Origin of the sequence: Myroides albus (assembly GCF_009711045.1) — a bacterium.
Classification (GTDB): domain Bacteria; phylum Bacteroidota; class Bacteroidia; order Flavobacteriales; family Flavobacteriaceae; genus Flavobacterium; species Flavobacterium album_A.
The window spans coordinates 23,023-34,890 of the sequence record NZ_WMJX01000027.1 but is presented as its reverse complement, the minus strand read 5'-3'; the positions used below and the strand labels follow the sequence as shown (position 1 = coordinate 34,890).

The following is an 11,868-nucleotide window of genomic DNA, read 5'->3' as shown; positions in this document are numbered from 1 at the left end:
GGGGTTTTGTTTTTTAGGCTTTTTAGACAGCCTCTTTTAAAGTTTGGTAATCTACTTAATAACTGTTATGGTTTGATAGGTATATTTTGTTATGGTTTTAAACTCATTGCCACTTGGTTCAACTTCAATTGTTTCTGCTTGAATAGGGTAATTTTGTTGATTGTAATTATATTTAATCTCTACCTTATCTTTATTATATTCAGAATGATAAGCTAAAATATTGTTTTTAACAGTATAAGCATAGCTCAATCCATCAACATAGTCATGTTCAAATGAAAAGTTATTTACAGACATATCTTTAAAAGGACTATTATAATTATCGTATTCAAAGTAAGTGATGTCTTTTTCATCCTCTTTTGATTGTAGTTTTTCTGCAGAAATTAAGTTGCCATTTTCATATTTGTACACATTTATGTCTGATGTAGGATTTCCTTCTTGAGAAATTATTGACTTTACAGGTAAGTTTTCAGTGTTATACTCGAAAACCTCTGTAATCTTATCTACCTTATCAAAGCTTTTAATTATTCTGTTATTTTCATCATATTCAAATACAATTTCAGAAATAATCTCACCTTCGGTTTTATTTGTAGTTTTTATAGATTTAATTTTGCCGTTTTCTCCATATTGTATTTCATCTTCGATGATGTCTTTAGTTTCTTGTTTTTTATCTCCTTCAACTTTCATTTTAGTATCAGTTGAAAGTATATTTTTTAACTGTGCAATATCGTTATAGTTGTACTCAATAAGGTTAGTTGATACTAACTTAAACTCACTTTCACCTTTAATTTTGTAGTAATTACTATCATGTATCGAGCGAAGAACCGTGATATCTTGAGTAATAAAATCATCATTTGACTTATTGTCATCTGAAGAACAGCTAAGAATAGCTAATGCGATCAATGAAAGCACAGTTGGCTTTAAGAACTTTTTCATATTTGTTTTTTTTATGATTGTAAAGATACTTGTTTTTAATAATTTTTAATAATTATGGTAATTGATAACTATGTTTTTGCTCTTATCTGTGTATAATTATTTCTATTGAACAATTTGTTTTAAGCAATATTAACGTAAATAAGACTTATGCTATTAGTCCTTTTTATCAATGATAACTTAGATAATATGTATTGAATTTACATAGGCTTGTCTGTTCTACTTGAGACAAGATTACTAGTTCACCTCTGTGACGTTTCACTAAGCAATGTTTTCTTTTTATGTACTGTGTTGATTAATAGTAACATTACATTGTCTCTATTCTTTTTGATTTTGACAATTAGTTTTACTCCCTTTTTCAAGAACAGTTCAAGAGATATAGCTCGTTAGTGTTTCTTTATTTATATTGACTTAGGTAGTAGAATAAATACACATTAGAGAAAGAAATGGCAAAACATAACATTATTAGCTGTAAAAATAGGTGTAAAGAGAATCTGTTGCTTATTTACATTTCCGAGTAATTTAACAATGGCTTTGCTTCGGTTTGCTTGCACCCTTCTTGCACCTTTCTTCGAGAAAAAGGCCTTCTGGGCGAGAAAACCCCTAGGAATACCGAAGTAATCCCCAAAAAAGTGCAAGCTAAGCACTGAAATGTGCTTTGAAAGTTTCATCAATTACAGTAATTTTATCTTTAGAGAACACAATTGATTCTTTCAGATAAAGGCCCAAGTGGCTTTATTTTAGTTGTTTGTAAGTAGTATTTCTATTTTCTTATATCATCTTTACTTCTTTGTTATTGTATTGACTTCAAGCTATTATTTAGCTTTTATCAGGGATGTAACTATGGTTCGTTGATTTTTTAGTAATTTAGTTTTTTATAAGTGAGTAGGTCAAAGTGACTTTGTTCAAGCTAATTTCAATGATAGAAAGTGTAAACCTTCCGATACAAATTCCTTTTTTTGTAGGTCGATTAGAAAATATAAAGGTTCAAGAAGTTTGTGATTTTCACAGGCATAATTACTTTGAGTTTCTATGGTTTACTGATATAGAATCACAGGGGCTACATTATGTTGAATCAAGTGAACTTGCCTTAGTTACTGATACAGTTTTACTTCTGACTCCTAATCAAGTTCACAAATTTGATAAGGTTAAAGTCAAGGGATATGTTTTTCAGTTCTCCAAAGAGTATTTTATTGATTTGTTAGGAGCTGCTCATCCATTTTGTTTTTCTGCTAACTACTTTTGTGCTATTTTAAGTGATGTATTAAAAAATCACTTGGAACTGTTAGTGCAATTAATTGAACAGGAGTACAGTGATAAGCGTAGAGGAGATTTGCTAAGCTTTTACTTTAAAGCATTATTTGTTCACATAACAGATGTTTTTGTATCAAGAGAATTCGAAAATCAAGTTTTAGATAAAACATTGGTTGATTTTGTACTAAAATTAGTGGATAAAAATTACAAAACACAAAAACAACTGTCTTTTTACAGCAATCACTTAGCAGTGAATCAAAGGACTTTGAATAAGGTGATGCTCGAACATACAGGTGTGAGTTTAAAGCAGTTTATTTACAATCGCATTATTTTGGAGGCCAAACGTCTCTTGTACACAAACGATTTACTTATCAAAGAGATTGCGTTTGAACTTGGGTTTAAGGATGTGGCTCATTTTAATAAAGTCTTTCAAAAACAAGTGGGAATGTCCCCTTTGGATTTTCGAAAAGCTTATCAAAACCAGTTTATACAATAGGTTTACCTATTTTGACAATTTTCCCCTTACTGTACTTAGTAGTTTTGCCCGTAAATATTAAACAAATGGGAGTTAGAAACTACATCACCTTATTTTTATTGTCTTTTAGTGCATTTATTATCGTTAGTACTGAGTTTGCCCCTTTGGGGGTTATGTCATTAATGGGAGAATCCTTAGGGGCAAGTGAATCCGAAATAGGAGTAAGTGTGACTATATATGCTTGGATAGGAACTTTGGTAGCTCTTGTGACTCCAATGTTTTTGGCAGGGATAAATCGCAGAGTATTGTTGGCAGTATTATTGGGTTTGATTGCTTTGGCTAATTATATAACTTCTATAGCAGATCACACCTTCTATTTGTATTTAGCACGGGTTATAGGAGGAATAGCCAATGGAGCTTTTTAGCTTTCTTGGCTATTACAGCTACGAGTATTGTCAAGGATGAAGTCAAAGCAAAAGCCACAGCAATCGCTTTTTTAGGAGTGTCTTTTGCCAGTGCTTTCTGTATAGTTATTGTCAATTTTTTAAGTACTTATCTTTTGTGGCAAACTATTTATAATATTTTGAGTTTATCAGCTTTTGCGTGTGGTATATTGCTATTAGTTTTTGTTCCTACCTTAAGAGAACATAGTTCATCAAAAGGCTTTGCTTTGTTTAAGAAGACATTTGAGAATAAAGATGTAGTAGCAATCTTATTAATAAGTGTGTGTTGTATCACAGCCCATTTCTCTATTTACTCATTTGTTCAGCCATGGCTTGCAAATACATTGGCATTGGAGGAATCAAGTGTTTCTTTACTTTTGTTGTGTTTTGGAGTAGCAGGTTTTTTATCCAATACGTTACTCACGCGCTACATTGAAGAGTATTTGTCTAAAATTGTGTTGTACGCCATTGCTTTAACAGCTATGTGTTTATTGCTCTTTAGTGTATTTGGAATCAAAGGATATACCCTTGTATTATACCCTTTGTTTGTAATATGGGGAGGTTGTGTTTCGAGTTTAATTGTTTGTTTTCAGGCACTTGTAATAAAACTTGCAAAACAAGAGGCAGGTAATGCCGTTGCAATTTATGTGTCTTGTTTTAATGGAGCTATAGGTTTAGGGGCCTTACTTGGTGGGCTACTATTGCAGTGGTTTGGTATTTATATCTTGATGCTGATTAACGGTGTAATAGTTCTGATTGCTTGTTACCAATATTTCAAGCGATTTATTAAAGGGGGTGTTAATGGTTAAAAATTAGCATGTGTTCAATTTTAACTGTATGTTTGTAGCAAGACTGTTAGGGGTGCTTTAAAAAGCTGAGATTATACCCTATAACCTGATATGTTGTAATTGACATCGGAGGGAAACGGATTGTACTATAAAAAAGACAAGCTATAAGGGTATTATACTTATAGATAGACGTTATTATATACCATAAGACCGTTTTGCACGATGCAAAGCGGTCTTTTTTTTGTTATTAATCAAACACAATTAAATATGAATGCACAATTAAGTAGTCTTATCGAAGACTTAGATAAAGTAAGAAAACACTCTCCATTGGTACACAATATTACCAATGATGTAGTGATGAACAATACAGCTAATGCCTTACTTGCAATTGGGGCATCACCTGTGATGGCTCATGCAATAGAGGAAGTGGAGGACATGGTAAGTATTGCTTCTGCACTTGTTCTAAATATTGGAACTTTAGATTCCAGTAAAGTAAAGGCAATGTTGTTGGCAGCAAATAAAGCAAAACAATTAAATACGCCTATTGTATTTGATCCTGTTGGCGTTGGAGCTACTGCATATCGAAATACAGTGGCAGAGCAAATATTGCAACAATGTAAACCTACTATTATAAGGGGAAATGCCTCTGAAATCATGGCTTTGGCCAAAGTTAATACCAAGACAAAAGGCGTTGATAGCACAGTATCATCTGATAGTGCTATTGATTTGGCAAAGCAGTTGGCGAAGTCATACGCTTGTGTGGTTGTGGTAAGCGGAGAGATTGACTATATCACAGATGGTAAAGAAATCTTAGAAGTAAAAAACGGTCATACGCTCATGCAGCGAGTAACTGGTATGGGGTGTTCAGCTACTGCTCTTATAGGTGCATTTGTAGCTGTGAATAATGATGTGTTAAAGGCCGCTTACAACGCAATGGTTGTTATGGGGATTGCAGGGGAACTCGCAGCAGCAAATGCTAGTGGTAATGGTAGTATGCAAGTGAATTTCTTAGATGAACTTTACAAGATAGATCAGGCAATAATTAAAATGTATTTCAAGGCATGAGGCAATTGGATTTAAGTCTTTATTTGGTGACAGACAGGGAATGTGCTTTAGGTAGAGATATTGTGGATATTGTCGAGCAAGCTGTTCAAGGAGGAGTAACTATAGTGCAACTCAGAGAAAAACAATGTGATACAAAACAATTTTACAATATAGCAGTAAGACTCAAAGAGTGTTTAAAACCGTATGATGTTCCTTTGATTATCAATGATCGCGTAGATATAGCTTTAGCTTGTGATGCGCAAGGGGTACACATTGGTCAATCAGATATGCCTTATCAAGTAGTTAGAAGATTGTTGGGACCAGATAAAATCATAGGCCTATCTGTTTCTAATGCTCAGCAGCTTGAATATGCCAATACTTTAGATGTTGATTATATTGGACTTTCTCCTGTATTTGATACTACTACAAAGAAAGATACGTCAAAGGCAATTGGAATTGAAGGGGTAAGGGATTTTTCAAGAAAATCAAAACACTTAAGTGTGGGAATTGGAGGAATCAATGTCAGTAATGCAGAGCAAGTAATACATGCTGGAGCTGATGGTATTTCACTTGTTTCGGCAATCATTTCAGCAGATAAACCCAAATTAGCAGCTGCGGAACTTTTAAATATAGTCAAACAAACAAAAAACAATATGTAATTATGAAATGGAGTGAAAGAGCTTGGCAAGCAAGCCAAGAGGTTAATCAAGCAATTTTTAGTATGCCATTTATCACTGAGTTGATGCAGGGGACTTTAGCTAAAGAAAAATTTGTACAGTATATTCAACAAGATGCGTTGTATCTGGCTCGCTATGGCAAAGTTCTGGCGGCTCTGGCTGTAAAACTTGACAAAGTGGAGCATACAGAGGCCTTCTTGGGATTTGCTAAAGACACAATGATGGTAGAGAAGATACTACATGAATCTTATGTAGGAGAGCTAAAGGATTTATCGGAGCTAAAGGCCTCACCTGGATGTATGTTATATACCAACTACTTGGAAAGGCAAATTGCTCATGCTCCTTTGGAAGTTGCTTTAGCTGCAGTATTGCCTTGTTTTTGGATTTATAAAGAGGTGGGAGATTATATTTTGGAAAACCAAACTACATCAGATAATCCCTATCAAGATTGGATTAATACTTATGGGGGAGAAGAATTTGGATCAGCAGTTAAAAAAGCCATTAGCATTTGCGATGAAATTGCAGAGCAAACCACCGGGCAGCGCCAAGAGGAAATGACTGCTGCTTTTGTGATGTGTAGTAAGCTGGAGTGGATTTTTTGGGATAGTGCTTATCGTTTAGAGAAATGGCCAATTTAATCAAGCAAACGTATGAAAAAGAAATATCATATTGCGATGACTATCGCAGGAAGTGATCCCAGTGGTGGGGCGGGGATCCAAGCAGATTTAAAAACTTTCTCAGCTTGTGGCTGTTATGGTGCTAGTGCTATTGTAGCTGTAGTAGATGAGAATACAGTGGGAGTAACTGGTGTACACCCTGTTCCGGTAGATTTTGTTACAGGTCAGATAAAATCAGTATTGGATGATATTGGAAGCGATGCTATAAAAATAGGAATGTTGCATTCTAAAGAGTTAATTATAGCTATTAGGTATACATTAATCGGATATAATTATACCAACATCGTTTTGGATCCAGTCATGGTTGCAACCTCTGGTGATAAACTTTTACAAGACGAGGCTATACAAACTTTAAAAGACGAGTTAATTCCTTATGTAAGGGTTATTACACCTAATATTCCAGAGGCCGAAATACTACTTAACAGACGTATAAAGAAACAAGAAGATTTGCCTGATTTTGCACGGGAATTATCCATGAATCGACAGGTTTCTGTTTTACTTAAAGCTGGTCATCTTTCGGATGATGTATTAACTGATGTGTTTTACAATGCCGAAACTGATCAACTCTTAGCGTTGAGTTCACCTCGAATTTACACGAACAATACCCATGGAACAGGCTGTACTTTTTCCTCTGCTTTAGCTGCTTACTTAGCTAAAGGTGAAAGCTTGAATCAGGCCGTGCGACTGGCTAAAGCTTATATGGAAAGAGTGATACAAGCAGGAGCAGAATACGAGATAGGAAAAGGACATGGACCAGTTCATCATTTTGTTGATTTCTGGTAATTAACGCATACCACTATAAATAATAAAATTGTAAAAAGACAGGAGTTTGCAAAAGTAAGCTCCTGTTTTTTTAATAAACGAATCAAATAATGTATTTCGAATGTAAAAAGAATTCACTTTTTTAAGATCAAAAACTGGGTAAATAGGAAGAAGTGATAAGAAAATCGTTGGAAACTATATTTTCTTGATAGATATTTGCGTATTGTATTGTTATTAACTAAATATCTAACTCTTATGTTTATACGCAAAATAATTATAGCTGTTATAGCAGTGTTGTTATCTACTTTAGTAGGGGTAAAAGCACAAGAATCACCTGTGCTATCCAAGGGAAGTTTACCTTTAGTACTTGAGTCATTAGTGGGAAATCGCGGAGGTTTTTTTGAAGTTGTAATTAACAAAAAGTTTGAATCTGTACCTAAGTTAGGACTTTTTAGCGTCTCTAATTTAGTAGCGGAATTTGACAAGAAAGACTTTGATGATGTAATGAGTCAAGGGTATTTAACTTATAATGTAGTGAGAGGTTTAGACATTATGGGAGGATATTTCTATACAGATGTGACTGGACTTAGAGCTTCAGCAGCTTTATCTTATACAAAAGCCAATGCAGAGTATACATTTAATATTAATCCTCGTATAGATTTGCAAAGTAATCCTATACAAGAAACAGCTTTGTTTGTAGAGTACAAACCTGTGATTGATACAAACTGGAAGTACTATTATCGACTTCAAGGACTTTATGGTTTTACACCAGATAATGGTGACCACGCTCGTAGTTATATCAAATTAAGAGCTGGAGTAACGTATAAAGAAGTTGATTTTGGTTTGGCCAGTAATTTTGATTGGTATGGACCAGACAAGGATAATTATAACAATATTGGTGTTTTTGTATCAGCTCGTTTGTATTAGATATTGATTCTCTTTCTTAATGTAGTTCAAGTGTATCTATATGTTTGAGCTACTATCTTTGGCATAACAAAAAGATTAATAATAATATTTATTATCAAGATTATGACAAACGCAATATGGAATATAGATCCTACTCATTCTGAAATTGGATTTAAAGTAAAACACATGATGTTTACTAATGTGTCAGGAAAATTTAATGAATTTACCTCTACTATTGAAAGCAAGTCTGATAACTTTGAAGATTCGTTGATTGCTTTTAATGCAAAAGTTGATTCAGTTGATACCAATAATACAGAAAGAGATAACCATTTAAAAAGTGCAGATTTTTTTGAAACCGATAAGTTTAAGGAGATTAAGTTTACTTCTACAGAAATAGAGAAAGTAGCTGATACTACATTTAAAGTAACAGGCCTTTTAACTATTAAAGGTGTGTCTAAATCAGTTAGTTTTGATGCTAAGTATAGTGGTGTCTTAATTGATCCTTGGGGTAATACGAAAATCGGTTTATCACTAAAGGGAAAGATTAATCGCAAAGAATTTGGTTTAACTTGGAATGCCGCTTTAGAAACAGGAGGTGTTTTGGTGGCAGAGGATATCAAATTATTTGCAGAAGTACAATTTGCAAAGGCATAAATCTCTAATTTTAGTGTCCGTTTTGGATATAAAACATAAAAAAATCAAATATTTTAATTAAAAAAAAGGGTGTTTTACGATGTAAAATGCCCTTTTTTAGTAGTAAAAGGTGTAATGTTTTAAAAAAAACGGCTTTAATACCACTTTTTGGAGGCGAGTTATAGGCTAATGAGAAAAAAAGTAAAAAAAAATATTTGACTTCTTCACTTTTCTTGTTCTTCATCTACGGACTCTTGCCCTTTCAAGTAATTTATAATAATCTACCTACTTTATTGAGATTTGTATTTTATAATTTAAAATTTGTATCAAAATATGAATCGTTTTACTGTTGTTTTTGAAGATACTTAACTTTTTTTATTTATATTTTTGCAAACCTTCTTTTATAAATTATGAAATTATATCTAATAAAAACATGATAAATTACCATATTTTTAATTTTCAATATGTTTTACCTTTGAATCAATAAAAGATTTTGGAACTGTTTTTGTAAGTACTATATCAAAATACATTATTTGATTTTTTTATAGCTACTTGATTAGAAGCTTTTAAATGTAAAGTAACTTATCGATCAATATAAAATAGTTATCTAATATGTTTTTTATAATTTTTAATAAATAACTTCAAAATAGTATAATATGAAAGATACTAGAAGAGAGCATGATTTCTTAGGAGAATTAGATATTCCTAACGACAAATATTATGGGGTACAAACCTATAGAGCTATTGAAAATTTTAATATAACAGGAATTACCCTTGTTAAAGAAAGAGACCTAATTAAGGCTCTTGGATGGGTAAAAAAAGCTGCAGCATTAGCAAATAAGGATTGTGGGGTATTGAAGCCTGAAATCGCAGATGCTATTTGTTTTGCATGTGATCAGGTTGTATCGGGAAAATACGACGATCAGTTTGTAAGTGATTTGATTCAAGGTGGAGCAGGTACCTCTGTTAACATGAATGCAAATGAGGTAATTGCCAATATCGCCCTTGAGCATTTAGGTCATAAAAAAGGAGAGTATCAGTTTGTACATCCAAACAATCACGTGAATTGTTCACAATCAACCAACGATGCATATCCTACTGCTTTTAGAATTGCATTATATTTAAAAATAGAGTCTTTTTGTGGATCTATGCAAAAAGTACAAAAGGCTTTTGCAGCTAAAGGTAAGGAGTTCGACAAGGTATTGAAAATGGGACGTACACAGTTACAAGATGCTGTTCCAATGACTTTAGGTCAAGAGTTTAATGCTTTTGCAACAACAGTTGGTGAGGATTACCTTAGATTAAAAGAAGCACAAAGTTTAATCTTGGAAGTTAATATGGGAGCTACAGCAATTGGTACAAAAGTAAATGCCCCAGAAGCTTATCCAGAATTATGTGTGAAATACTTGGCAAAAGAGACAGGACTTGCTTTAACACTTTCACCTGACTTGATTGAAGCAACAAGTGATACTGGTGCGTATGTTCAAATCATGGGAACTTTAAAAAGAGCAGCAGTTAAGATTTCTAAAATTTGTAACGATTTACGTTTATTGAGTTCAGGACCTCGTACAGGACTAAATGAGATTAATTTACCAGCACGTCAACCAGGATCTTCTATTATGCCAGGTAAAGTAAACCCTGTTATTCCAGAGGTGGTAAACCAAACTTGTTTTTATGTAATAGGTCAAGATTTAACTGTGACTATGGCCTCTGAAGCGGGACAATTACAGCTAAATGTAATGGAACCAGTAATCGGTTTCGCACTGTTTACTTCGTTGGAGTATTTGAAAAATGCTTTGGAAACTTTAGTTGACAAGTGTATCGTAGGAATTACGGCTAATGAAGCACATTGTGCGAATTTAGTTATGGGTAGTATAGGGATAGTTACACAATTAAATCCTATCTTAGGGTATGAAATTTGTGCGAGTGTAGCAGGTGAAGCATTGCTTTCTGGTAAGAATATCCATGAAATCGTAGTGGTAGAGCGCAAGTTAATTACACAAGAAAAATGGGATGAGATTTATTCATTAGAAAATTTAATACATCCAAAATTAATAAACTCTTAATAGTCTTTAAAACATGAAAAAGGTATTAGCAATCGTGTTTGGAGTAATGTTTACTTTCCAAATACAAGCACAAACTAAGGCAACTCAATCTGCAGATGCCCCACAATCAAGAGTAATTATTTTAGCAACTGGTGGAACAATCGCTGGTTCTGGAGAATCTTCTACTAAAGCTGCTTATACAGCTGGTAAAGTACCAGTAGATGACTTGTTAAATGCCGTTCCTCAAATTCACGACTTGGCAAAAGTAAAAGGAGAGCAAATCGCTCAAATTGGTAGTCAAGATATGAATATCGAAACTTGGTTAAAACTAAGTGAGCGTATCAATGAGATATTTGACAACAATGAAGCTGATGGTGTGGTAATTACTCACGGTACAGATACTCAAGAGGAAACTGCTTATTTCTTAGAATTAACTGTTCATTCAGATAAACCTGTTGTTCTTGTAGGGGCTATGCGTCCATCAACTGCAATGAGTCAAGATGGAAATAGAAACTTACTTGATGCAGTAATGGTTGCAGCATCTCCAAATAGTCAAGGTATTGGTGTGGTTACAGCAATGAATGAAGCTGTATTTGCAGCCAGAGATGTGACTAAAACAGTTACTACTAATATTGCTACTTTCCAATCAAGAAACTTTGGACCAATTGGTTTAATCTATGATGGTAAAGTAAGCTACTACTACAAATCACTTCGCTCTTCAGCGCCTAAATTCAACATCAAAGGATTGAAAAAATTACCTCAAGTAGAGATTATCTATGGTTATGCTGATGCAAGTGCAATTACTGTAAAAGCAGTACGCGATGCTAAAGTAGATGGTATTGTTTACGCTGGTATGGGGAATGGTAACTTCAACGCTCAAGTGGGAGCTGAATTAGAAGCAGCAGCAAAATCAGGAATCGCAGTATGTAGAGCAGCAAGAGCTGGTGCAGGACGCGTTACTTTATTCAATGAGGTAGACGACCAAGCTTTAGGATTTGTTGTAGCTGATGATCTGAATCCACAAAAAGCGCGTATTCTTTTAATGCTTGCTTTGACAAGAACAAAAGATGCTAACGCAATTCAAGATATTTTCTTTAAATACTAATAAAATCAGGGTATTACTATAACTACTTCTTTTACTCACTTTTATAAATAAGAGGTTTATAGTATTCTTTAAAATATTGAAAAAGGAGCAACAGATGTATCTCTTAAGAGAAGGCATGCTCCTTTTTTT

General features: G+C 33.7%; 12 protein-coding genes and 1 riboswitch. Of the genes, 11 read left to right on the top strand and 1 reads right to left on the bottom strand.

Annotated elements, in window-relative coordinates; all coding sequences use genetic code 11:
* Positions 1 to 51 precede the first annotated feature (51 nt).
* Positions 52 to 933: a hypothetical protein gene (locus GJV76_RS11495; RefSeq protein WP_155092766.1), complete on the bottom strand. Its 882-nt coding sequence runs from the start codon at positions 931 to 933 to the stop codon at positions 52 to 54.
* Positions 934 to 1,849: 916 nt separating this feature from the next.
* Here GJV76_RS11495 and GJV76_RS11490 point away from each other — a divergent pair.
* From GJV76_RS11490 to GJV76_RS11440, 11 genes are all read left to right on the top strand, one after another.
* Complete coding sequence (locus tag GJV76_RS11490; RefSeq protein WP_155092765.1) at positions 1,850 to 2,680, top strand: helix-turn-helix domain-containing protein; 831 nt, start codon at positions 1,850 to 1,852, stop codon at positions 2,678 to 2,680.
* Positions 2,681 to 2,745: 65 nt separating this feature from the next.
* Entirely contained in the window at positions 2,746 to 3,084 is a 339-nt protein-coding gene (locus GJV76_RS11485; protein WP_155092764.1) for an MFS transporter, read from the top strand.
* Positions 3,085 to 3,089: 5 nt separating this feature from the next.
* Positions 3,090 to 3,911, top strand: a complete 822-nt coding sequence (locus GJV76_RS11480) for an MFS transporter (RefSeq protein WP_155092763.1) — start codon at positions 3,090 to 3,092, stop codon at positions 3,909 to 3,911.
* Positions 3,912 to 3,949: 38 nt separating this feature from the next.
* A riboswitch (TPP riboswitch) is annotated at positions 3,950 to 4,042 on the top strand.
* A 115-nt stretch (positions 4,043 to 4,157) separates the two neighbouring features.
* A complete protein-coding gene (gene thiM, locus GJV76_RS11475; protein ID WP_155092762.1) occupies positions 4,158 to 4,955 on the top strand; it encodes a hydroxyethylthiazole kinase in 798 nt (265 codons plus the stop codon).
* Entirely contained in the window at positions 4,952 to 5,593 is a 642-nt protein-coding gene (gene thiE / locus GJV76_RS11470) for a thiamine phosphate synthase (RefSeq protein WP_155092761.1), read from the top strand. The genes thiM and thiE overlap by 4 nt, the downstream gene beginning before the upstream one ends.
* A 2-nt stretch (positions 5,594 to 5,595) precedes the next feature.
* The gene (locus tag GJV76_RS11465) at positions 5,596 to 6,249 is read left to right on the top strand and encodes a TenA family protein (protein ID WP_155092760.1); all 654 of its coding nucleotides are present in this window, start codon (positions 5,596 to 5,598) and stop codon (positions 6,247 to 6,249) included.
* 12 nt (positions 6,250 to 6,261) lie between these two features.
* Positions 6,262 to 7,071, top strand: a complete 810-nt coding sequence (gene thiD, locus GJV76_RS11460) for a bifunctional hydroxymethylpyrimidine kinase/phosphomethylpyrimidine kinase (protein ID WP_155092759.1) — start codon at positions 6,262 to 6,264, stop codon at positions 7,069 to 7,071.
* Positions 7,072 to 7,305: 234 nt separating this feature from the next.
* A complete protein-coding gene (locus tag GJV76_RS11455; protein ID WP_155092758.1) occupies positions 7,306 to 7,977 on the top strand; it encodes a hypothetical protein in 672 nt (223 codons plus the stop codon).
* Between the two features lie 102 nt (positions 7,978 to 8,079).
* Entirely contained in the window at positions 8,080 to 8,610 is a 531-nt protein-coding gene (locus GJV76_RS11450) for a YceI family protein (RefSeq protein ID WP_155092757.1), read from the top strand.
* Positions 8,611 to 9,245: 635 nt separating this feature from the next.
* On the top strand, positions 9,246 to 10,655 hold the full coding sequence (aspA, locus tag GJV76_RS11445) for an aspartate ammonia-lyase (protein WP_155092756.1): 1,410 nt from the start codon (positions 9,246 to 9,248) through the stop codon (positions 10,653 to 10,655).
* Between the two features lie 13 nt (positions 10,656 to 10,668).
* Positions 10,669 to 11,739, top strand: a complete 1,071-nt coding sequence (locus tag GJV76_RS11440; RefSeq protein ID WP_155092755.1) for a type II asparaginase — start codon at positions 10,669 to 10,671, stop codon at positions 11,737 to 11,739.
* Positions 11,740 to 11,868 lie beyond the last annotated feature (129 nt).

Excerpts from the sequence above, each read along its gene's own strand:
- GJV76_RS11495 (WP_155092766.1), bottom strand. The coding sequence starts at position 933 with ATGAAAAAGTTCTTAAAGCCAACTGTGCTTTCATTGATCGCATTAGCT.
- GJV76_RS11490 (WP_155092765.1), top strand. The coding sequence starts at position 1,850 with ATGATAGAAAGTGTAAACCTTCCGATACAAATTCCTTTTTTTGTAGGT.
- GJV76_RS11485 (WP_155092764.1), top strand. The coding sequence starts at position 2,746 with ATGGGAGTTAGAAACTACATCACCTTATTTTTATTGTCTTTTAGTGCA.
- thiM (WP_155092762.1), top strand. The coding sequence starts at position 4,158 with ATGAATGCACAATTAAGTAGTCTTATCGAAGACTTAGATAAAGTAAGA.
- thiE (WP_155092761.1), top strand. The coding sequence starts at position 4,952 with ATGAGGCAATTGGATTTAAGTCTTTATTTGGTGACAGACAGGGAATGT.
- GJV76_RS11465 (WP_155092760.1), top strand. The coding sequence starts at position 5,596 with ATGAAATGGAGTGAAAGAGCTTGGCAAGCAAGCCAAGAGGTTAATCAA.
- thiD (WP_155092759.1), top strand. The coding sequence starts at position 6,262 with ATGAAAAAGAAATATCATATTGCGATGACTATCGCAGGAAGTGATCCC.
- GJV76_RS11455 (WP_155092758.1), top strand. The coding sequence starts at position 7,306 with ATGTTTATACGCAAAATAATTATAGCTGTTATAGCAGTGTTGTTATCT.
- GJV76_RS11450 (WP_155092757.1), top strand. The coding sequence starts at position 8,080 with ATGACAAACGCAATATGGAATATAGATCCTACTCATTCTGAAATTGGA.
- aspA (WP_155092756.1), top strand. The coding sequence starts at position 9,246 with ATGAAAGATACTAGAAGAGAGCATGATTTCTTAGGAGAATTAGATATT.
- GJV76_RS11440 (WP_155092755.1), top strand. The coding sequence starts at position 10,669 with ATGAAAAAGGTATTAGCAATCGTGTTTGGAGTAATGTTTACTTTCCAA.